Raw genomic sequence first — 20,765 nt, forward strand, 5'->3', positions numbered from 1 at the left:
TCCTCACACGCACGGGCCCCGAGGGGGTCCGCGATCAACTGATGCGAAGAGATTAACGCGATCTTGCCTTGGCCTCAATCCGGCCAAGTCTGAAGTTCCAACGTGGTGACATCTGGGCCACAGCGGCGGGATGCCGCAGCTTGGACATATTGCACCTGCTCACACGACGCGATGCAGTCGGAGATCGGCGATCTCGCCGTCGGTGAAGCCGAATTCGGACAGGATCTCCTCGGTCTGCTCGCCGAATTCCGGCGGCCGCGCTGCCATCCGGCTGGGCGTGCGCGACAAGGTGAAGGGCTGCGCCACCAGCGTGATGTCGCGGCCGTCGTCGTTCGGCACCGGCTGCGCCATGCCGAGATGCTTGACCTGCGGGTCCTCGAACATCTGATCGATCGCGTAGATCGGCCCGCACGGCACGCCCGCGGCATTCAGCTCGGCGACCCATTGCTCGCTCGTCTTGGCGAGCGTGCGTGCGTTGATCTCGGCGTTGAGCGCGTCCCGGTTCTTCGAGCGCGCCGGTGCCGTCGCATAGTCGGGATTGTCGATCCATTCGGGCGTGCCGAGCGTCTGGCACAGCCGCTCCCAGATTCGGCCGCCGGTCGCGGCGATATTGATGTAGCCGTCGGAGGTCTTGAACACGCCGGTCGGGATGCTGGTCGGATGGTTGTTGCCGGCCTGCGGCGCGACCTCCTTCTCCATCAGCCAGCGGGCGGCCTGGAAGTCGAGCATGAAGATCTGCGCCTGCAGCAGCGAGGTCTGGACCCACTGGCCCTCGCCGGAGACCTCGCGCTCGAGCAGCGCCGTGAGGATACCCATCGCGCAAGAGAGCCCTGCCGAGAGATCTGCGATCGGGATGCCCGCGCGCATCGGACCCTCGCCAGGTGCCCCGGTGATCGACATCAGCCCGCCCATGCCCTGCGCGATCTGGTCGAAACCGGGCCGCTTGGCATAGGGACCATCCTGGCCGAAGCCGGAGATGCTGCCATAGACGATGCGCGGATTGATCTTGCGCACCGCCTCATAGTCGATGCCGAGCTTGGTCTTGACGTCGGGCCGGTAGTTCTCGATCACGACGTCGGCTTTTTCGGCGAGCCGCATGAACACGTCGACGCCCTTCGGATCCTTCAGATTGAGCGTCATCGCGCGCTTGTTGCGATGCAGGTTCTGGAAGTCGGCGCCGCGGCGCGGGCCGCCAAGCGCTTCGCCGCCATCCTCCATCATGGCGTCGATCTTGATGACGTTGGCGCCCCAATCGGCGAACTGCCGCGCGCAGGTCGGGCCGGCGCGCACCCGCGTCAAATCGAGCACTGTGAAGCGGGACAGGGCTTTGGACGCGCGCGGGAAGGCCATGCGGACGAACTCCGAGAGAGGGGACATGGCTGTATAGGAGAGCGCGCGCAGCGCGACAATTGCGCGGACAGCGGTGTGTGCCGCGCTGCTCATGCCGCTGGTGCAGGGCTTCTACTTGAGCGGAACTTGCGCGCGCTCACCGCTCGTCGGCGATCACCTTGCCGTCGTTGGGCAATGTGCCCGGCGCGACCAGCTCGACTTGGCCGCTGAGCTTGGTGACGCTGCGCAGGCTGGCGGCCAGCGCCTCTTGCAGGTCGGCTGCGGGCGCCGCGCACTCGGCCTTCAAGGTCATCGCGTCGGTCTCGCCGGCACGGGTTACGACCAGGCGGAGGCGGCCGAGCGCTGGGTGGCGCTTGCCGATCTCGGCGACCTGCTCGGGGCGGACGAACATGCCCTTGATCTTGGTGGTCTGGTCGGCGCGCCCCATCCAGCCCTTGATCCGCATGTTGGTGCGGCCACACGGACAGAGACCCGGGAGAGCGGCGGTGAGATCGCCGAGTGCCAGGCGAATCCAAGGATGGTGGGGATCGAGCGAGGTGACGACGATCTCGCCGACATCGCCCTCCTGGACCGGATCGCCGGTGCCGGGCCGGACGATCTCGAAGATCAGGTCCTCGTTAACCACCATGCCCTCGCGCGCGGCGGTCTCGTAGGCGACGATGCCGAGATCGGCGGTGCCGAACGCCTGATAGGCGTCGATCCCGCGGCCCTTGATCTCGGCCTGCAGCGATGGCGGGAACGCCGCGCCCGACACCAGCGCGCGCTTGATCGAGGAGACGTCGCGACCGGCGCTGGCGGCGCCGTCGAGCAGGATCTTCAAGAAGTCCGGCGTGCCGCTGTAGCCGATCGGCCGGTAGGCCTCGATCAGCTCGAACTGCGCCTCGGTGTTCCCTGGTCCCGCCGGGATCACCGCGCAGCCGAGCGCGCGCGCCGAGGCGTCGAAGATGAAGCCGCCGGGCGTCAAATGATAGCTGAAGGTGTTCAGCACGACGTCGCCGGGACGGAAGCCGGAGGCAAACAGCGCGCGAGCGCCTCGCCAGGGATCGTTGCGAGCTGCTTCCGGCTCGAAGATCGGTCCGGGCGATGTGAACAGGCGCGAGAACGCGCCGGGCGCCTGCGCGACGAAGCCGCCGAATGGCGGCGCCGCCTTGTGCAGCGCCGGCAGCTCCGACTTGCGCAGCACCGGCAGTTGCGCCAGCGCGGCGCGCGTCGTGATGTCCTGGGGATCGATGCCCTGCAGCAGGGCGGCATAAGCGGGCGCCTTCATTGCGGCACGCAGCACGTCCGGCAGTCGGTCGAACAGATCCTGTTCGCGGACGGCGGGGTCACGGGTTTCGAGGGCGTCGTAGTGGGTGGTCATCTCTCGGGTCCTGGCACGTCATTCCGGGATGGTCCGCTGCGACGAAATGGCGAAGCCATTTCGCGCAGAGGACCGGACCCGGAATCTCGAGATTCCGGGTTCGCGCGTGCCGCGCGCCCCGGAATGACGGAGTGTGACGCTCACAGCCACCGCTTCCGCCGCTTGAAGCTCTTCAGGTTCTTGAAGCTCTTGCGCTGGTCGCCGGCGCCGCCGAGGTAGAACTCCTTGACGTCCTCATTGTCGCGCAAGGCATCCGCGGTGCCGTCGAGCACCACCTTTCCCTGTTCCATGATGTAGCCGTGGCTGGCGACCGACAGCGCCGCGCGCGCGTTCTGTTCGACCAGCAGGATGGTGACGCCGAGATCGCGGTTGATCTCCTTGATGATCGCGAACACCTCCTTGACCAGCAGCGGCGACAGGCCCATCGACGGTTCGTCCATCAGGATCATCTTCGGCCGCGCCATCAGCGCCCGTCCGATCGCCAGCATCTGCTGCTCGCCGCCGGAAAGATAACCCGCAAGGCCGGTGCGTTCCTTTAGCCGCGGGAAATAGTTGAACACCATCTCGATGTCGCTGTTGACCTCGCGATCGCTGCGCGTGAACGCGCCGAGCTTGAGGTTCTCCAGCGAGGTCATGTCGGAGACGATGCGGCGTCCTTCCATCACCTGGAAGATGCCGCGACGGACGATCTTCTCCGGATCGATGCCGTCGATGCGCGCGCCGTCGAACATGATCTCGCCGCGCGTCACCTCGCCGTCCTCGGTCTTCAAGAGGCCGGAGATCGCCTTCAACGTCGTCGACTTGCCGGCGCCGTTGGCGCCGAGCAGCGCGACGATCGCGCCCTTGGGCACATCGAGGCTCAGCCCGCGCAGCACCAGGATGACGTCGTCATAGACGACCTCGATGTTGCGGACGGAGAGCAGGGGGGCGGGTGCCCCAGCAGTTGCGGCCGTCCGCAGATTTTCCAGTGTATCGGTCATGGCGACACTCTATCCGTCGTCATGCCCGGGCTTGACCCGGGCATCCACGCCTATCGGCGTGTGAAGCAAGACGTGGATGGCCGGGAGATTGTGCAAAGACGCGCTTCTGCCCGGCCATGACGCTGGTGTAAGGAACTACCACCCAGCCCATTCGGCTTTGCGCGGCAGCTCGATGGTCTTGACCTTCTCGAGCTTGATCACGCCCTTGGCCATGAGCTCGTTGAGGTCGCCATCCGTCGGACCCGTCACGCGCGCGCGATAGAGGTCGACCTTCATCGTGCCGCGATGATCCTTGTCGGTCCAGGTCGAGGGGCTGCAGACGCCTTCCATCCCTGCGGGCACCCAGTCCTTCTTCTGGTAGAAGCCCTTGGCGACGTTCTCGCCGGTGGCGCCGCCGTTCTTCGCAGCCCACTCGATCGCCTCCTTCATGTAGAGCGACGAGCAGACTGCGGCGACGTAGTGCACCGGGCGGTAGACCTTGCCGGTCGGGTCGGACATCTTCGAGATTTCCTGCACCGTCTTCATGCCCGGCGCATCGCCGCCCCAGGCCACCGAGGTGCGCAGCGGAAAGACGACGCCGTTGGCGGCATCGCCCGCGGTCTTGGCGGCGTTCTCGTCCATGCCCCAGACGTTGGACAGGAACTGCACCTCGACGCCGGCATTCTTGCAGGCCTTCATCACCGAGATGTTGGACGCCGCGGTGTTGCCCAGATAGGCGTAGTTCGCGCCCGAGCTCTTCAGGCTCAGGCACTGCGCGCTGTAGTCGCCGGGCGCGAGCGCGAACACCAGCGGCGGCAGCACCTCGAAGCCGAGCTCGGTGGCGAGCGCTTCGCCTGCGGCCTTCGGCGCGTTGGGATAGGGGTGGTTGGCGCCCATGTGGACGAATTTCGGCTTGCCCGGCTTGCCCTTGGCCTTCCAGTCCTCGGCCGCCCAGGTCAGCTCGGCGCGCAGCGCATCCGAGTAGCTCGGGCCGTAGAAGAAATTGTACGGCGCCGGCTTCGCTTTGCCGCTGGTGCCCTCGGGATCGGTCAGCGCGGCGGCGTAGGAGCCGGACATGTCCGGGATCTTGTCGTTGGCCAGGAAGCCGGTCAGCGCCTCGGTGTCGGCCGTGCCCCAGCCCATGATCGCCGCGACCTTGTTGTCCGGCGCCGACCACTTCTTGTACAGCGCGATCGCGCGCGGCACCTGGTAGCCATAGTCGTTGCTGTCGACCGCGAGCTGCTTGCCGCCGATGCCGCCATTCTTGTTGACCCAGGCGAAGCTGTCGACGACGGCCTGGCCATAGGGGGTACCGACGTCGGACGTGCCGCCCGACAGATCCTGCAGATGGCCGATCGCGATCTGCTGCGCCTGCGCCGTTGAAGCGAAGGCGCCTGCGAGCAGCGCGAGAGCCGCCGAGCCCAGCAATGATTTCATCGTCATAGTGCTTCCTCCTGTGGTGCGTTCGGGCCGGATTGTCGCCGGTCCCTGTTGGTTGAGTTCAATGTGAGAACGGATAAAGCTTCCAGTATGTCTTGATCTGTCGCCAGCGATGCGCCAGCCCGTCCGGCTCGAACATCAGGAAGGCGATGATGATCAGGCCGATTGCGATCTCGCGCAAAAAAGTGATGTTGTTGTTGAGCGCGAGCGCCTTGTCGATGGCACTGCCCTTCAGGTTGTGGCTGAGCCACTCCATCGATTCCGGCAGCAGCACGACGAACGCGGTCCCCATCAATGTGCCCATGACCGATCCGGTGCCGCCGATGATGATCATGGCCAGGAAGAGGATCGAGCGCTCGATGCCGAAACCCTCCTGCGAGATCACGAGCTGGTAATGCGCATAGAGCGCGCCGGCAATGCCGGCGAAGAAGGCGGCGAGCCCGAACGACAGCGTGCGATATTTGGTCAGGTTGATACCCATGATCTCGGCGGAGAGATAATGGTCGCGGATCGCGATCAGTGCGCGGCCGTCGCGGGTGCGCATCAGATTGGTGACCAGGAGGTAGCAGACCACGACATAGGCCAGCACGACATAGAAATATTGCCGGTCGCCGCGCAGCGTGTAGCCTAGAATCGAGAACGGATTGGCCGAGGCCGGCACCGAGCCGCCGGAGAACCATTCGGCGCGCGAGAAGAAGTCGAGCAGGATGTATTGCGCGGCGAGGGTGGCGATGACGAGATAGAGCCCCTTCAGCCGCGCCGCCGGCAGGCCGAAAATCAGCCCGACGAGGGCCGTGATCACGCCCGCGAGCGGGATCGCGAAGAACACCGGGATGGCATAGGTGTTGTTGATGTAGGCCGAGGTGAAGGCGCCGAGCAGGAAGAAGCCTGCCTGGCCGATCGAGATCTGGCCGGTGAAGCCGACCAGGATGTTGAGGCCAAGCGCCGCGATCGCGAAGATGCCGATCTGGATCGAGACCGACAGCCAGTATTCGGAGAACACCTGCGGCGCGAAGCACAAGAGGATCACGCCGGCAATCGCGAAGTTGCGGCTGGTTCTGGTCGGGAAGATCGTGGTGTCGGCCGCGTAGGAGGTGCGGAAGTCACCGGCGGGGATCGTGGAACGTGCGACCATGGCGGGCTCTATCTCGCCTGAGGCTTGAATTGAGTCATGGGCTCGCCCTTCTTTTTTGTTTGAGCATGATCGTTACCGAAGACCGGCCTCCACTTTTCGGCGATCATGCTCATATCCGCTCGATGTCTTTGGTGCCGAACAGGCCGTAGGGCTTGATCATCAGGATGATGATCAGGACGTAGAACGGCGCGATCTCGTAGAGATTGCCCCAGTGCAGATACTGGCTGTCGACATATTGCGCGATGTTCTCCAAGAGGCCGATGATGATGCCGCCGAGCACGGCGCCGCCGACGGAGTCGAGGCCGCCGAGGATTGCCGCCGGAAACACCTTGATGCCGTAGGCCGACAGGCCGGAGGAGACGCCGTTGACCACGGCGACGACGACGCCGGCCACGGCGGAGACAGTCGCCGAGATCGCCCAGGCCATCGCGAACACGTTCTTCACGGAGATGCCGAGCGACTGCGCGACCTGCTGGTTGAAGGCGGTGGCCCGCATCGCAAGGCCGTATTTGGAAGCCTTGAAGAACCACGCCATGCCAAGCATCATCAGGACCGACACCACGAGGCTCATGACGTAGACCGTTTGGATTTGCAGTCCGAACAGGTCGACGGACGTGCTGGCGAACACCGGCGGGAACGGCTGCGGGTTAACGCCGAACATCCATTTCAGCGCCGCCTGGAACACGGTCGACAGACCGATCGTGACCATGATGACGGAGATGATGGGCTCGCCGATCATAGGCCGGAGGATCACGACCTGGATCGCGATGCCGAACGCGAACATGAAGACCAGCGTGAGTGGCATGCCCACCCAGAACGGCACTTGATATTTCGTCAGCAATGCCCAGCACACCCAGGCGCCGATCAGGAGCAGCTCGCCTTGCGCGAAATTGACGACCTGCGTCGCCTTGTAGATTAGCACAAACGACATTGCGACCACGCCGTAGAGCGTGCCGACCACGAGGCCGTTGACGATGAGTTGGAGGAGGAAGGCGGTGTTCATGATCGTTCTCACTCGTCATCGCCGGGCCTGACCCGGCGATCCATCGCGAAAGAAGTTGTTGGAAGACGATGGATGCGCGGGTCGAGCCAGCGCATGACGATCTCGTGTGACGGAAGACTCATCACTCCGCGGCCTCCGCCATGGGTCCATGGCCGCCGAGGTCGACGACCTTCAGCGTGGTGCGGATGCGCTGAGTGGTGCCGTCCTGGAAGCGGATGATGGTGTCCACCGGGATGTCCGGCTTGCCGCCATAGATCCCGTCGATGATGCCGGCGTATTTCTCGTTGATGACGCTGCGGCGGACTTTGCGGGTGCGGGTCAGCTCGCCGTCGTCGGCGTCGAGCTCCTTGTAGAGCAGGAGGAAGCGGGCGATGCGCTGCGCCGGGGGCAAGGTCGCGTTGACCGTTTCCACTTCCCGCCGCAGCAGCGCATAGACCTCGTTGCGCGAGGCGAGATCGGAGTAGGTGGTGAACGCGATGCGGTTCTTCTCCGCCCATTTCGAGATGATCGAGTAGCGGATGCAGATCATCGCCGCCAGATGCTCGCGGCCGGCGCCGAGCACGACGGCTTCCGCAATGTAGGGCGAGAATTTCAGCTTGTTCTCGATATATTGCGGCGAGAAGCGCTCGCCGCGTGCGGTCTCGGCGAGATCCTTGATGCGATCGATGACGACGAGCTGCTTCTCTCGGTTGAAATAGCCGGCATCGCCCGAGTGCATCCAACCGTCCTTGACGTCGGCGGTCGAGGCCTCCGGGTTCTTGTAGTAGCCCAAGAACATGTTCGGGTGGCGCACCAGGATCTCGCCGATGCCCTGGCTGTCGGGCTGGTCGATCTTGATCTCGATGTCGTCGGACATCGGCACGCCGGTCGTGTCGGGATCGACCTTGTCGTCGGGGTGCAGCGTGTAGGCCCCCAGCAGCTCGGTCTGGCCGTAGAGCGTGCGCAGGGGCACGCCCATGGCGCGGAAGAACTTGAACGTGTCGGGCCCGAGCGCGGCGCCGCCGGTGGCGGCCGAGCGCAGCCGGGTGAAGCCGAGCCGGTCGCGCAGCGCACGGAACAGCAGCAGATCGGCAAAGCTCGAATGCTGACCCTTCTCCAGCGCGGCGAGGCCGGTCGACATGCCCAGATGATAGAGCCGCTGCTTCAGCGGCGAGGCGTCCATGACGGCGGCACGAACGTCGGCCGCGATCTGCTCCCACACCCTTGGTGCGAACAGCACGAAGGTCGGCGCGATCTCGCGGAAGTCGTTCATCATCGTATCGGGCTCTTCGACGAAGTTGACCTTCATCCGGCAGAGCAGACCTTTGCCGAGCACATAGACCTGTTCCATGATCCAGGGCAGCGGCAGCACCGAGACGTATTCATCGTTGGGGCCCTTGGGATCGAAGCTGAGATAGGTGGCGCAGTGTTTCAGCACGCGCGCCGCCGAGAGCATCGCGAGCTTGGGATGCGATGTCGTGCCCGAGGTGGTGCAGAGGATCGCGACGTCATCGCCGTTTGTCGCATCGACCAGGTGGTCGTAGAGGCCGGGCTCGCGCGCCGCTCTGTTGCGGCCGAGCTCGGCGAGCTTGTCGGCCGGCAGCAGCCGGGGATCGTCATGTTTGCGCATGCCGCGCGGATCGGAATAGACGATGTGCTTGAGCGCCGGCACGCGGTCGGCGAGGTTCAAGAGCTTGTCGACCTGCTCCTCGTCCTCGGCGAAGACCAGCCGCGCCTCGCCATAGTTCAAGAGATAGGCCGCCTCGTCATCGAGCACGTCGCGATAGAGGCCCAGGCTCAAGGCCCGGATCGCGTGGGTCGCGATTTCGGCCGCGACCCAGTCCGGCCGGTTGTCGCCGATGATTCCGATCACATCGTCCTTGCCGAGCCCGAGCTCGACCATGCCGAGCGCGAAGTCGCGCACCCGCGCCTGGTAGTCGACCCAGGTGAAGGTCCTCCACAGCCCGAGATTCTTCTCGCGCAGCGCAATCTCCTTGCCGTGCTCGCTTGCATTGAGGCGCAGCAGCTTCGGATAGGTGTCGGCCTGCCGGACGCGCCCTGCATAGTCCATCATGCCGCGTCCTCCGCGATGGACGGCGCCTCGTCGGGATCGACCAGCAGCTCGTCCTCCTCGCCGAGATAGGCGCGCTTGACGTGGGGATCGGCGAGCACGGCGGCGGGGTCGCCTTCGGCGATCTTGCGGCCGAAATCGAGCACCATGACGCGATGGGAGATGTCCATGACCACGCCCATGTCGTGCTCGATCATCACGACCGTCATGCCGAATTCCTCGTTGAGGTCGACGATGTAGCGCGCCATGTCCTCCTTCTCCTCGAAGTTCATGCCGGCCATCGGCTCGTCGAGAAGGATGAGATGCGGCTCGAGCGCCATCGCGCGCGCCAGCTCGACGCGCTTGCGCAAACCGTAGGAGAGGGTGCCGGCCGGCGCCTTGCGCACCGACTGCAGGTCGAGGAAGTCGATGATCTGCTCGACCTTCTCCCGATGCTTCAGCTCCTCCCGCCGTGCGCCGGTGAGCCAATAGAGCGAGCCGGTGAGGAAGTTGTTCTTCAAGAGGTGATGCCGCCCGACCATGATGTTGTCGAGCACGCTCATGTGGTGGAACAGCGCGAGGTTCTGGAAGGTGCGGCCGATGCCGATGTTGGCGCGCGCGCTCGGCGGCAAGCCGGTGATGTCGCGGCCGCGATGGAGCAGGCGGCCTTCGGTCGGCTTGTAGCGGCCGGAGATGCAGTTGACGATCGAGGTCTTGCCGGCGCCGTTGGGGCCGATGATCGAGAACAGCTCGCCTTCGCGCACGCCGAAGCTAACGTCGGTCAGGGCTCTCACCCCACCGAAACGCAGCGAGACTCCGCGCGCTTCCAACGTATAGTCCAAGTCGTCCTCCCGAACTGTCTTCGGCGCTTGGCGCGCTCTTCAGGCATCGTGTCGTGCGACGTTAGGCTCGTCGCATCGGTTGCAATCCTATCCCGGGCATGAGTTCCGCGCCATCCGACGAATGACGGGCCACCCGAGCGGGTGCATTTTGCCGCATCTCAGGCGCGCGTCATCCCGTCCCGGGATGCGCGAGTCGAAGGCGGTGGTCCTCGATAGGGGAAAGCGCTATGAGGAACTGTCTTGCGCCTGACATTTCCCAGGCAAATTTCACCGCAGGATTGTTGCGATGCAATATGGTCGCCGCGAGCTTCCACGAGACGAGATGACGGCTTGATCTCTTCCGATACCCTTCTGCGCATCGCGCCATGGTCCCGCCATTTGAAGCCCGAGGAAATCGACACCGCCTCGTCCGGCATCGTCGAGCGTTCCTATGCGGCCAACGAGCACATCTTCGTTCGCGGCGACCCGTTCGAATACTGGACCGGTATCGTCACCGGTCTGGCACGCATGAGCACGGTGTCACGCGGTGGCAAGGCCACGACCTTCGCCGGCATGTCGGCAGGCGCCTGGTTCGGCGAGGGCAGCGTGCTGAAGAACGAGCCGCGCCGCTATGACGTCGTGGCACTGCGCGATACGCGCGTCGCGCTGATGGAGCGGCCGACCTTCATGTGGCTGTTCGAGAACAGCGTCGGCTTCAACCGCTTCCTCGTCACCCAGCTCAACGAGCGGCTCGGCCAGTTCATCGGCCTGGTCGAGGTCGGCCGCACGTTGGATGCGACGGCGCGGCTCGCCCGCAGCATCGCTTCGTTGTTCAACCCGATCCTCTACCCGAATACGACCCGTCACCTGGAGATCACCCAGGAGGAGATCGGAGCGCTCTCGGGCCTGTCGCGGCAGAATGCAAACCAATGCCTGAAGACGCTTGAGCGCGAAGGCCTGCTGCGCGTGGAATATGGCGGAGTGACGGTCATCGATCTCGACCGCCTGCGCTGTTACGGGGATTAGATTCCGCTTTTCGCAGGCCCCTTCAGGGTCTATCCGGCGCTGGTTCGTCGTTGAGCTTGACCCGCGGCCTCGGCTGTGGACTGCTCACCGGGAACTCCGGCCTTGAAGGGCCGAGACGGTGTTGGAGTGACCATGGCGGGGAAGGACTGCAGCGGCCGCGTGGCGCTGATCACGGGCGTCACGGGCCAGGACGGCGCGTATCTGGCCGAATATCTGCTCGGTCTCGGCTACACCGTGCACGGAATCAAGCGGCGGTCATCGTCCTTCAATACCGCGCGGGTCGATCATCTTTACCAGGATCCGCACGAAGGCAACGTGCCCTTCCTGCTGCATTACGGCGACATGACCGATTCCACCAACCTGATCCGGCTGGTGCAGCAGATACGCCCCGACGAGATCTACAATCTCGCCGCCCAGAGCCATGTCGGCGTCAGCTTCGAGAGCCCGGAATACACGGCCAATGCCGATGCGCTCGGGGTTCTGCGCTTGTTGGAAGCCATTCGCATTCTCGGCATGGAGAAGCAGACGCGCTTCTACCAGGCCTCGACCTCGGAGCTCTACGGTCTGGTGCAGGAGATCCCGCAGCGGGAGACCACGCCGTTCTATCCGCGCTCGCCCTACGGCTGCGCCAAGCTCTATGGCTACTGGATCACCGTGAACTATCGCGAGGCCTACGGGATGTTCGCCTGCAACGGCATCCTGTTCAACCATGAGAGCCCGATCCGTGGCGAGACCTTCGTGACCCGCAAGATCACCCGCGGCGTCGCCCGCATCGAGATCGGCCTGGAGGAGACGATCTATCTCGGCAATCTCGAGGCCAAGCGCGACTGGGGCCATGCCCGCGATTATGTCGAGGGCATGCATCGCATCCTGCAGGCCGATACGCCCGACGATTTTGTGCTGGCGACCGGTGAGGCCCATTCGGTGCGCGAGCTGGTCGAGCTCGCCTTCGCCGAGGTCGATCGCCGCATCGAATGGCGCGGCGAGGGGGTCGAGGAGACCGGGATCGACGCCAAGTCCGGCAAGGCGGTGGTGCGGATCGACCCGACCTATTTCCGCCCGACCGAGGTCGACCTCCTGATCGGCGATTGCAGCAAGGCGCGCGACAAGCTCGGCTGGAAACCGAGGACGAGCTTCGCCGAGCTGGTCAAGGAAATGGTCGCCAGCGATCTGTGCGCCGCACGGCGGGAGGCGAGCATTGGCAACGCCGTTTGATCTCGGCGGCAAGCGTGTCTTCGTCGCCGGCCATCGCGGCATGGTCGGCAGCGCGCTGGTGCGGCGGCTGGCGAGCGAAGGCGTCGAGCTGCTGACGGTGCCGCGCAGCGAGGTGGATCTGCGCGACCAGGCGGCTCTGTTCGCCTGGTTTGCTCGCGCCAGGCCGCAGGTCGTGTTCCTCGCTGCAGCGAAGGTCGGCGGCATCGTCGCCAACAACACGCTGCGCGCCGAGTTCATCTACGACAACATCGCGATTGCTGCCAATGTCATCCACGCCGCGCACGTGAATGGCGCCGAGAAGCTGATGTTTCTCGGCTCGTCCTGCATCTATCCCAAGCTCGCCCCCCAGCCGTTGCGCGAGGACGCCATGCTGACCGGGCCGCTGGAGCCGACCAATGAGCCCTATGCGATCGCCAAGATCGCCGGCATCAAGATGGTCGAGGCCTATCGCAGCCAGTACGGCGCCGACTTCATCAACGTGATGCCGACCAATCTCTATGGTCCGGGCGACAACTATCATCCCGAATACAGCCACGTGGTCGCGGCGCTGATCCGCCGCTTCCACGAGGCCAGGCTCGCCGATGCGCCCGAGGTGGTCGTCTGGGGCACGGGAACGCCGCGGCGCGAATTCCTCTATGTCGACGACATGGCGGATGCCTGCGTGCACCTGATGAAGACCTATTCGGACACCGGGCTGGTCAACATCGGCACCGGTGAGGACATCACCATTGCCGATTTCGCGCGCGTGGTCGCGGCCACCGTCGGCTATCAGGGACGGATCAGCTTCGACACCTCGCGGCCTGACGGCACGCCGCGCAAGCTGCTCGACGTCTCGCGCCTCGCCGCGCTCGGCTGGCGCGCGACGACGACGCTGGAGGACGGCATCATGCGGGCCTATCAGGCGTTCCTGCGCGAGACAGGGCAGGGTTAGTTCTCCGTCATTGCGAGGCGCGAAGCGCCGAAGCAATGACGGCTCTCCAGGAGCGCGATCAAACCCGCTGCGCCTTCGCGCCCAGCGCGGTCGCCATCGCCGAGATCAGCGGCTTCATGAAATAGGCCTCGCCTGCTGGCGTGATCGACGGTGCAAGCCCGTGGGCGGCCAGCTCCTCCGTGACCACGGGCCCAACCGAGGCGATCGGCGTACGCGCCAAGGCCTGCCGCAGTCGATCCTCCACGCCGTGCGCCCTGGCGACGTCGAACAGCCGCCGCGGCTGGCCCGAACTCGTCAGCGCGATCGCATCGACATGGCCGGCGATCATCTCGTCGATCGCGATGAGGATGTTCGCATCCGCCGCCTTGGCGTCGTAGACGTAGGGCAGCACCGGATCGACCTCGGCGCCACCAGCCTTGATTGCACCGATCAGCGCGGAATGATCTTTGTCGGGATAGAGCTGCAGGCCGAGCCGATGGCCCTTGAGGTCGTAGCTTGCCAGTAGTTCGGCAACACCTTCCGAGGTCGGCTTCTCCGTGGTGACCTGCGCCTCCAAGCCGAACTCGCGCAAGGCACGCCCTGGCTTGGGGCCGCGGGTGAACTTCCGGGCCTTGCCGAGCGCGGCGATGAACTCGGCCTCGACGCCGATCCGGCGCACCACGGTCATCAGCCGCCTGAGACCCTCGCCGGTCATCAGCACGAGATCATCCAACGGCCGCTCGATGCAGCGGCGGATCCAGGCCTCGATCGGCGCGGGGTCCGGCGCATCCTGGATCGTGAACATCGGACATTGCAGCACGTCGGCGCCTTGCTCGGCGAGCAGCCGCGAGAACTGCGCCTCCTCGCGGGTTTCCAGGATCAGGATGCGGTTGCCGGTCAGCCTGTCAGCCATGGCGATGCTCGAAGTTTGAGAGTTGATGTTTTGTTCATCCTGCCCCCGCGCCGAGCGTTGGCGCAAGGGCGCGGAGGGTGGTAGAGCAGGGCCCGAACGGGCGCCAAGCCTGCCGCATCATTCCCCTCATAATCATCCGCCCGGTACGTCATCGCCATGTCCGACCACCAATATGTCCTGACCCTGTCCTGCCCGGATCGTCCCGGGATCGTCTCGGCCGTTTCGACCTTCCTCGCCCACAATGGCCAGAACATTCTCGATGCCCAGCAGTTCGGCGACTTCGAGACGGGTCACTTCTTCATGCGGGTGGTGTTCACGGCCGCCGATCTCGCCGTCAACCTGCCGGCGCTGCAGACCGGCTTCGCCGCGATCGCCGAGCGCTTTGCGATGGACTGGCAGATGCGCGACCGCGCCGGGCAGCGCCGGGTGATGCTGCTGGTGTCGAAGTTCGACCATTGTCTGGTCGACATCCTCTATCGCTGGCGCACCCGCGACCTCGCGATGATTCCGACCGCCATCGTCTCCAACCATCCGCGCGAGACCTATGCCGGGCTCGATTTCGGCGACATCCCGTTCCACCACATGCCGGTGACCAAGGACACCAAGCGCGACCAGGAACAGGCGATCCTGAAGCTGGTCGATGAGACGAAGACCGATCTCGTCGTGCTGGCGCGCTACATGCAGATCCTGTCGGACGAGATGTCGGCGAGCCTGTCGGGCCGCTGCATCAACATCCATCATTCGTTCCTGCCGGGCTTCAAGGGCGCAAAACCCTATCACCAGGCCTATGAGCGCGGCGTCAAGCTGATCGGCGCCACAGCTCATTACGTGACCCGGGATCTCGACGAGGGTCCGATCATCGACCAGGATGTCGAGCGCATCAGCCATCGCGACACGCCGGAGGACCTCGTGCGCAAGGGCCGCGACATCGAGCGGCGCGTGCTGGCGCGGGCGATCCGCTATCACCTCGAGGATCGCGTCATCCTCAACGGGCGCAAGACCGTCGTCTTCATGGATTGATGTCGCGACCGCCCGTCAGCGGCCGGGGACGGTCGCCTGCGCGTTGGCGTTCGACTGCGTCTCCTTGTCGCGTTCGGCGGCCGGCATCTGCCGCTGCCGCTCGCGCTCCTGCATGAAACGGTCGTATTCCGGGGTTCCTGGACGGGGCGGCGCGCCGGCCGGCAGGCCGCCGGCCCATTGCGGCATCAGATCGCCCATCCCCGCGCCGACCTTCTCATTGATCGACGAGCAGCCGGCGAGGATCGGCCCGGCCACGGCCAGAAGCATCGTTGCGGCCGGAAAGAGCCTGGTCCGGGGGTGGCGTCTGGCCGGCATTGACGTGGGACCTTTCGTGCTGCGGGCGACCCGCGGCCCGGACCCTAACGATTTGCCATCAATTGGTAAAATTTGGCCGTTCGATGATGTCGGTATTAATATACCAATCACGGATTGGTGGTTCGTTGCGGAAACCTACCGTTCACGAAGCCTCCCATGATCGCCATTGACAACGGGGTCCCGAGTCCGCAGCGATGCGCCCGCGATATCGTGAACGAGATCGCACGGTTAAGACAACAATGGCCGGGGGCTGCGGTCCTGATCCGACCAGGGAGGTAGTTTCAATGTTCGTGCGAAGCAAGACACTGACGCTCGCCAGTGCGGCTCTTGCCGCGGCTGCGCTCGCGTCCGGTGCGGCGCGGGCCGAAGACGCGTTCAAGATCGGCCTGATCGTGCCGATGACCGGCGGCCAGGCGTCGACCGGCAAGCAGATCGACAATGCCATCAAGCTCTACATGCAGCAGAACGGCGACACCGTCGCCGGCAAGAAGATCCAGGTCATCCTCAAGGACGACGCCGCGCTGCCCGACAACACCAAGCGTCTGGCGCAGGAGCTGATCGTCAACGACAAGGTCAACGTGATCGCCGGCTTCGGCGTGACGCCGGCGGCCTTCGCCGCCGCGCCGCTTGCCACCCAGGGCAAGATTCCGGAAGTCGTCATGGCCGCCGGCACCTCCATCATCACCGAGAAGTCGCCGTACATCGTCCGCACCAGCTTCACCCTGCCGCAGTCCTCCACCATCATCGGCGACTGGGCGGTCAAGAACGGCATCAAGAAGGTCGCCACCCTGACCTCGGACTATGCGCCCGGCAACGACGCGCTTGCCTCGTTCAAGGAGCATTTCACCGCCGGCGGCGGCGAGATCGTCGAGGAGATCAAGGTTCCGCTGGCGAACCCCGACTTCGCTCCCTTCCTGCAGCGCATGAAGGACGCCAAGCCGGACGCCATGTTCGTGTTCGTGCCGGCCGGCCAGGGCGGCAACTTCATGAAACAATATGCCGAGCGCGGCCTCGACAAGAGCGGCATCAAGGTGATCGGACCGGGTGATGTCACCGACGACGACCTGCTCAACGACATGGGCGACGCCGTGCTCGGCGCCGTCACCGCGCACATCTATTCGGCGGCGCATCCGTCGGCGAAGAACAAGGAGTTCGTCGCGGCCTACAAGAAGGCGTTCAACAGCCGTCCAGGCTTCATGGCGGTCGGTGGCTACGACGGCATCCATCTGATCTACGAGGCGCTGAAGAAGACCGGTGGCAAGACCGACGGCGATTCCCTGATTGCTGCGATGAAGGGCATGGCCTGGGAGAGCCCGCGCGGTCCCATCTCGATCGATCCGGAGACGCGCGACATCGTTCAGAACGTCTACATCCGCAAGGTCGAGAAGGTCGACGGCGAGCTCTACAACGTCGAGTTCCAGACCTTCGACGCCGTCAAGGATCCGGGCAAGGCCAAGAAGTGACGCGATAGGCGTCATCTCAAGCGCGCACGGACCGTGCGCTCCCTCCCCCGCCTGCGGGGGAGGGCTGGGGTGGGGGCACCCCACGGCACACGCGTCGTGGAGAGATTTCCCCCACCCGGATCACATCGTTCCGATGCGATCCGACCTCCCCCGCAAGCGGGAGAGGCGCAGACCGAGCAAGCGTTGTATGCATGCCCTTCGGATGAAGGGATGACCGGGGACTGAAACTAGACTCCATGACCGCCATCCTCACCAACCTGTTCGACGGCGTCGCTTACGGCATGCTGCTGTTCGTGCTGGCCTGCGGGCTCGCCGTGACGCTCGGCCTGATGAACTTCGTCAACCTCGCCCACGGCGCCTTCGCCATGGCCGGCGGCTATGTCTGCGCCGTGCTCGTCAACCGAATGGGATGGCCGTTCTTCGCAGCGCTGCCGCTGGCCTTCGTCGCGAGCGCCATGATCGGCGCGCTGCTGGAGCGGACACTCTATCAGCATCTCTATGCGCGCAGCCATCTCGACCAGGTGCTGTTCTCGATCGGACTCGTCTTCATGACGGTGGCCGCGGTCGACTACATCATGGGCTCCTCGCGAATCTTCATCAAGCTGCCGGACGTGCTGCAGGGCCAGTTCGACGTCTTCGGCGTCGGCATCGGCCGCTACCGGCTGATGATCATCGTGATCTGCGGCCTGCTCACGGTGGGGCTGCAGCTCGTGCTCTCCAAGACGCGGTTCGGCAGCCGGCTGCGTGCCGCGGTGGATGATCCGCGCGCGGCGAGCGGCCTCGGCATCAACGTGCCGCAGGTGTTCGCCTTCACCTTCGCGTTCGGCTGCGGACTGGCCGGCCTCGGCGGTGCGCTCAGCGCCGAGATCCTCGGCCTCGATCCGTATTTCCCGCTCAAGTTCATGATCTACTTCCTGATTGTGGTCACCGTGGGCGGCTCGTCCTCGATCACCGGGCCGTTCCTGGCCTCGCTGCTGCTCGGCATCGGCGACGTTGCCGGCAAATATTACGTGCCGAAGCTTGGCCCTTTCGTCATCTACACCATCATGATCGTGATCCTGATCTGGCGCCCGAACGGCCTGTTCGGTCGCACGGCGACGCGGTGAGGATCGCATGACGACGAATGCACAAACCGAGGTCGGATTTCACGCCAGGCAGCACGGCCGCTGGCACTGGAGCGAGTTCGCCTTCTGGATCGTCGTGCTGGCGGTTGGCCTCGCGTTTCCATCGCGCTACCTGATCATGACCGAGATCCTGCGGCTGGCGCTGTTCGCGCTGTCGCTCGACCTGATCCTCGGCTATGCCGGCATCGTCTCGCTCGGGCACGCGGCCTTCTTCGGCGTCGGGGCCTATTGCGCGGGCCTGCTCTCGGTGCACGGCATCATCAATGAGCCGGTGCTGGCGCTGATCGTGGCAGGACTTGCCGCCACTGTGCTTGGCTTCGCCACCAGCTTCCTGGTCATCCGCGGCGTCGACCTGACGCGACTAATGGTGACGCTCGGCATCGCGCTCTTGATGGAGGCGCTGGCGGAGCGCTTTTCCAACATCACCGGCGGCACCGACGGTCTCCAGGGCATCGACATCCAGCCGATCTTCGGCGTGTTCGCCTTCGACATGTTCGGCAAGACCGGGTTCTTCTATGCGCTTGCGGTGCTGTTCGTGCTGTTTCTGCTGGCGCGGACGATCGTGCACTCGCCGTTCGGCCTGTCGCTGCGCGCGATCAAGAACAATCCGCTGCGGGCCGCCGCCGTCGGCATTCCCGTCAACAAGCGCCTGATCGCGATCTACACGGTCGCGGCGTTCTATGCTGGCATTGCCGGGGCGCTGTTCACCCAGACCACGGCACTGGCCTCGCTCGACGTGTTCTCGTTCGAGCGCTCCGCAGACCTGGTGCTGATGCTGGTCATCGGCGGCTCCGGCTATCTCTATGGCGGGCTGATCGGCGCCGCCGTGTTCCGGATGCTGCAGGAGCTGTTCCAGTGGATCACGCCGCAATACTGGATGTTCTGGATCGGCCTCGTGCTCGTCGTCATCGTGCTGGTGGGCCGCCACCGCATCCACGCCTATGCGCTGTGGTTGCCCAACCTCATCCTGCGCCAGATCGCCGGCCGCAAGGCCGCGGTGGCCCTCACCGATAACGAGGCGCCATGACCTACGCATTGGAAACCCGCGGCCTCGACAAGCATTTCGGCGGCCTTCACGTCACCCGCGACCTGTCGCTGCAGATCGTGCCGGGCGCGCGCCACGCGCTGATCGGCCCGAACGGCGCCGGCAAGACCACCGTCATCAATCAGCTCACCGGCGTGCTGGAGCCGAGCGCGGGCCGCATCCTGCTCGAAGGCCAGGACATCACCGACCTGCCGGTGCACAAGCGCGTGCTGCGCGGCCTGTCGCGCACCTTCCAGATCAATCAGCTCTATCCGGACCTGACGCCGCTGGAGACCATCGGGCTTGCCGTGTCCGAGCGCCTCGGCGGCGGCGGCAATTGGTGGCGGCGCATGGGCACGCGCGACGACATCAATGCCGAGATCGCCGAGACGCTGGAGAGCTTCCGCCTGCTCGACGTGATGAATGATCGTACCTCGACCTTACCCTATGGCAAGCAGCGCCTGCTCGAGATCGCCGTCGCGATCGCCGCCAAGCCCCGTGTGCTGCTGCTCGACGAGCCCGCCGCCGGCGTGCCCGAGGGCGAGCGCAAGGACATTCTCGCCGCCGTCGCCGCGCTGCCGCGCGACGTGACGGTGCTGCTGATCGAGCACGACATGGATCTCGTCTTCTCCTTCGCCGACCGCATCTCGGTCCTGGTCTCCGGCGCTCTGCTGGTCGAAGGCACGCCCGACGAGGTCGCGCGCGATCCGCAGGTCAAGGCGGTCTATCTCGGCGAGGCTGCGTGATGACCGATCTGCTCACGATTGAAAATCTTCGCGCCGGCTACGGCCAGGCGGTCGTGCTGCCGAACATGTCGCTCAAGCTGCCCGAGGGCCAGGTGCTGGCGCTGCTCGGCCGCAACGGCACCGGCAAGACCACGCTGATCAATTCCATCGTTGGCGTCACCCGCCGCTTCTCCGGCAAGCTGGCCTTGGCGGGCACCGACATCACGAGCCTGCGCGCCGATCAGCGCGCCCGTGCCGGCATCGGTTGGGTGCCGCAGGAGCGCAACATCTTCCGCTCGCTCACGGTGGAGGAAAACATGACCGCGGTGGCGCAGCCCGGCCCCTGGACGGTCGAGCGCGTCTACCAGATGTTTCCGCGGCTGAAGGAGCGCCGCAACAATTTCGGCAACCAGCTGTCGGGCGGCGAGCAGCAGATGCTGGCGATCGGCCGCGCGCTGACCCTGAACCCGAAGGTGCTGCTGCTGGACGAGCCGACCGAGGGCCTGGCGCCGATCATCGTCGAGGAGCTGCTGGCCGCGATCGGCACCATCAGCCGGGCCGGCGGGCTGTGCTCCATCATTGTCGAGCAGCACGCGCAGAAGCTGCTCGCGCTGGCCGACCGCGTCGTCATCCTGGAGCGCGGCACTATCGTGCATGATGCCTCGTCGAGCGCGCTGAAGGCCGATCCGGCGCCGCTTGAGCGGCATCTGGGGGTTGCGAGCGCGGCGGCGCATTGACCCGATCAACCGGCTCGACGACAGTCGGGCAGCGTCATCTTCGGTTGCAGTTGTGATATGGTTCACGCAAGCGGTGCGGGGGGCAATTGCGGTGTGCCGTGCAGCCTTTGCCACATTGGTATGCAGGATTCGCCATCGCAGGGAACGATCGTGAAGCGCCGACAAAGGGCAACCCGGCCCTTCCGCCTCGCCCCAC

At 65.1% G+C, this 20,765-nt stretch carries 19 protein-coding genes; 9 read left to right on the forward strand and 10 right to left on the reverse strand.

Going from position 1 to position 20,765, the window contains the following annotated elements:
- Positions 1–159: 159 nt before the first annotated feature.
- The 8 genes from QW881_RS03995 to QW881_RS04030 form a co-directional block, all read right to left on the reverse strand.
- Positions 160–1,350 (reverse strand): CoA transferase, encoded by a 1,191-nt coding sequence (locus QW881_RS03995; RefSeq protein ID WP_315759167.1) that lies wholly within the window; start codon positions 1,348–1,350, stop codon positions 160–162.
- A 136-nt stretch (positions 1,351–1,486) separates the two neighbouring features.
- On the reverse strand, positions 1,487–2,710 hold the full coding sequence (locus QW881_RS04000) for a phenylacetate--CoA ligase family protein (protein ID WP_315759166.1): 1,224 nt from the start codon (positions 2,708–2,710) through the stop codon (positions 1,487–1,489).
- A gap of 140 nt (positions 2,711–2,850) precedes the next feature.
- Positions 2,851–3,690, reverse strand: coding sequence for an ABC transporter ATP-binding protein (locus QW881_RS04005; RefSeq protein WP_315759165.1), 840 nt, complete (start codon positions 3,688–3,690; stop codon positions 2,851–2,853).
- 135 nt (positions 3,691–3,825) lie between these two features.
- Positions 3,826–5,112 (reverse strand): ABC transporter substrate-binding protein, encoded by a 1,287-nt coding sequence (locus QW881_RS04010; RefSeq protein ID WP_315759164.1) that lies wholly within the window; start codon positions 5,110–5,112, stop codon positions 3,826–3,828.
- 58 nt (positions 5,113–5,170) lie between these two features.
- Positions 5,171–6,244, reverse strand: coding sequence for a branched-chain amino acid ABC transporter permease (locus QW881_RS04015; protein WP_315759163.1), 1,074 nt, complete (start codon positions 6,242–6,244; stop codon positions 5,171–5,173).
- A gap of 109 nt (positions 6,245–6,353) precedes the next feature.
- Positions 6,354–7,247: a branched-chain amino acid ABC transporter permease gene (locus QW881_RS04020; RefSeq protein WP_315759162.1), complete on the reverse strand. Its 894-nt coding sequence runs from the start codon at positions 7,245–7,247 to the stop codon at positions 6,354–6,356.
- Positions 7,248–7,368: 121 nt separating this feature from the next.
- Positions 7,369–9,300 (reverse strand): long-chain fatty acid--CoA ligase, encoded by a 1,932-nt coding sequence (locus tag QW881_RS04025; RefSeq protein WP_315759161.1) that lies wholly within the window; start codon positions 9,298–9,300, stop codon positions 7,369–7,371.
- Positions 9,297–10,118, reverse strand: a complete 822-nt coding sequence (locus QW881_RS04030; RefSeq protein ID WP_315759160.1) for an ABC transporter ATP-binding protein — start codon at positions 10,116–10,118, stop codon at positions 9,297–9,299. The genes QW881_RS04025 and QW881_RS04030 overlap by 4 nt, the downstream gene beginning before the upstream one ends.
- A 330-nt stretch (positions 10,119–10,448) precedes the next feature.
- Between QW881_RS04030 and QW881_RS04035 the strand changes: the two genes are divergently transcribed.
- From QW881_RS04035 to QW881_RS04045, 3 genes are all read left to right on the forward strand, one after another.
- A complete protein-coding gene (locus QW881_RS04035; RefSeq protein WP_315759159.1) occupies positions 10,449–11,123 on the forward strand; it encodes a Crp/Fnr family transcriptional regulator in 675 nt (224 codons plus the stop codon).
- Positions 11,124–11,255: 132 nt separating this feature from the next.
- Positions 11,256–12,338, forward strand: coding sequence for a GDP-mannose 4,6-dehydratase (gene gmd, locus QW881_RS04040; protein WP_315759158.1), 1,083 nt, complete (start codon positions 11,256–11,258; stop codon positions 12,336–12,338).
- On the forward strand, positions 12,322–13,269 hold the full coding sequence (locus QW881_RS04045; protein WP_315759157.1) for a GDP-L-fucose synthase: 948 nt from the start codon (positions 12,322–12,324) through the stop codon (positions 13,267–13,269). The genes gmd and QW881_RS04045 overlap by 17 nt, the downstream gene beginning before the upstream one ends.
- A gap of 58 nt (positions 13,270–13,327) precedes the next feature.
- On the opposite strand, the gene QW881_RS04050 is transcribed toward QW881_RS04045, so the two are convergent.
- Entirely contained in the window at positions 13,328–14,161 is an 834-nt protein-coding gene (locus QW881_RS04050) for a uroporphyrinogen-III synthase (protein WP_315759156.1), read from the reverse strand.
- A 156-nt stretch (positions 14,162–14,317) separates the two neighbouring features.
- Between QW881_RS04050 and purU the strand changes: the two genes are divergently transcribed.
- Positions 14,318–15,181, forward strand: coding sequence for a formyltetrahydrofolate deformylase (gene purU, locus QW881_RS04055; protein WP_315738990.1), 864 nt, complete (start codon positions 14,318–14,320; stop codon positions 15,179–15,181).
- A 15-nt stretch (positions 15,182–15,196) separates the two neighbouring features.
- Here the strand turns inward: purU and QW881_RS04060 are convergent, their stop codons facing one another.
- Entirely contained in the window at positions 15,197–15,448 is a 252-nt protein-coding gene (locus QW881_RS04060; protein ID WP_315738989.1) for a hypothetical protein, read from the reverse strand.
- Between the two features lie 332 nt (positions 15,449–15,780).
- Between QW881_RS04060 and QW881_RS04065 the strand changes: the two genes are divergently transcribed.
- The 5 genes from QW881_RS04065 (at position 15,781) to QW881_RS04085 (ending at position 20,569) form a co-directional block, all read left to right on the forward strand.
- Complete coding sequence (locus QW881_RS04065) at positions 15,781–16,959, forward strand: ABC transporter substrate-binding protein (RefSeq protein WP_315712906.1); 1,179 nt, start codon at positions 15,781–15,783, stop codon at positions 16,957–16,959.
- Between the two features lie 236 nt (positions 16,960–17,195).
- Complete coding sequence (locus QW881_RS04070) at positions 17,196–18,065, forward strand: branched-chain amino acid ABC transporter permease (RefSeq protein ID WP_315738988.1); 870 nt, start codon at positions 17,196–17,198, stop codon at positions 18,063–18,065.
- A gap of 7 nt (positions 18,066–18,072) precedes the next feature.
- Positions 18,073–19,110 (forward strand): branched-chain amino acid ABC transporter permease, encoded by a 1,038-nt coding sequence (locus tag QW881_RS04075; RefSeq protein WP_315738987.1) that lies wholly within the window; start codon positions 18,073–18,075, stop codon positions 19,108–19,110.
- Positions 19,107–19,853 (forward strand): ABC transporter ATP-binding protein, encoded by a 747-nt coding sequence (locus QW881_RS04080; RefSeq protein WP_315738986.1) that lies wholly within the window; start codon positions 19,107–19,109, stop codon positions 19,851–19,853. Before QW881_RS04075 ends, QW881_RS04080 begins: the two co-directional genes overlap by 4 nt.
- On the forward strand, positions 19,853–20,569 hold the full coding sequence (locus QW881_RS04085) for an ABC transporter ATP-binding protein (protein ID WP_315759155.1): 717 nt from the start codon (positions 19,853–19,855) through the stop codon (positions 20,567–20,569). Before QW881_RS04080 ends, QW881_RS04085 begins: the two co-directional genes overlap by 1 nt.
- The last annotated feature ends 196 nt before the right edge of the window (positions 20,570–20,765 follow it).

Origin of the sequence: Bradyrhizobium sp. SZCCHNS3016, from assembly GCF_032484535.1 — a bacterium.
GTDB lineage: Bacteria > Pseudomonadota > Alphaproteobacteria > Rhizobiales > Xanthobacteraceae > Bradyrhizobium.

Excerpts from the sequence above, each read along its gene's own strand:
- purU (WP_315738990.1), top strand. The coding sequence starts at position 14,318 with ATGTCCGACCACCAATATGTCCTGACCCTGTCCTGCCCGGATCGTCCC.
- QW881_RS04085 (WP_315759155.1), top strand. The coding sequence starts at position 19,853 with ATGACCGATCTGCTCACGATTGAAAATCTTCGCGCCGGCTACGGCCAG.
- QW881_RS04060 (WP_315738989.1), bottom strand. The coding sequence starts at position 15,448 with ATGCTTCTGGCCGTGGCCGGGCCGATCCTCGCCGGCTGCTCGTCGATC.
- QW881_RS03995 (WP_315759167.1), bottom strand. The coding sequence starts at position 1,350 with ATGGCCTTCCCGCGCGCGTCCAAAGCCCTGTCCCGCTTCACAGTGCTC.
- gmd (WP_315759158.1), top strand. The coding sequence starts at position 11,256 with ATGGCGGGGAAGGACTGCAGCGGCCGCGTGGCGCTGATCACGGGCGTC.
- QW881_RS04070 (WP_315738988.1), top strand. The coding sequence starts at position 17,196 with ATGACCGCCATCCTCACCAACCTGTTCGACGGCGTCGCTTACGGCATG.
- QW881_RS04050 (WP_315759156.1), bottom strand. The coding sequence starts at position 14,161 with ATGGCTGACAGGCTGACCGGCAACCGCATCCTGATCCTGGAAACCCGC.
- QW881_RS04065 (WP_315712906.1), top strand. The coding sequence starts at position 15,781 with ATGTTCGTGCGAAGCAAGACACTGACGCTCGCCAGTGCGGCTCTTGCC.
- QW881_RS04075 (WP_315738987.1), top strand. The coding sequence starts at position 18,073 with ATGACGACGAATGCACAAACCGAGGTCGGATTTCACGCCAGGCAGCAC.
- QW881_RS04025 (WP_315759161.1), bottom strand. The coding sequence starts at position 9,300 with ATGATGGACTATGCAGGGCGCGTCCGGCAGGCCGACACCTATCCGAAG.
- QW881_RS04080 (WP_315738986.1), top strand. The coding sequence starts at position 19,107 with ATGACCTACGCATTGGAAACCCGCGGCCTCGACAAGCATTTCGGCGGC.
- QW881_RS04020 (WP_315759162.1), bottom strand. The coding sequence starts at position 7,247 with ATGAACACCGCCTTCCTCCTCCAACTCATCGTCAACGGCCTCGTGGTC.
- QW881_RS04005 (WP_315759165.1), bottom strand. The coding sequence starts at position 3,690 with ATGACCGATACACTGGAAAATCTGCGGACGGCCGCAACTGCTGGGGCA.
- QW881_RS04015 (WP_315759163.1), bottom strand. The coding sequence starts at position 6,244 with ATGGTCGCACGTTCCACGATCCCCGCCGGTGACTTCCGCACCTCCTAC.
- QW881_RS04000 (WP_315759166.1), bottom strand. The coding sequence starts at position 2,710 with ATGACCACCCACTACGACGCCCTCGAAACCCGTGACCCCGCCGTCCGC.
- QW881_RS04010 (WP_315759164.1), bottom strand. The coding sequence starts at position 5,112 with ATGACGATGAAATCATTGCTGGGCTCGGCGGCTCTCGCGCTGCTCGCA.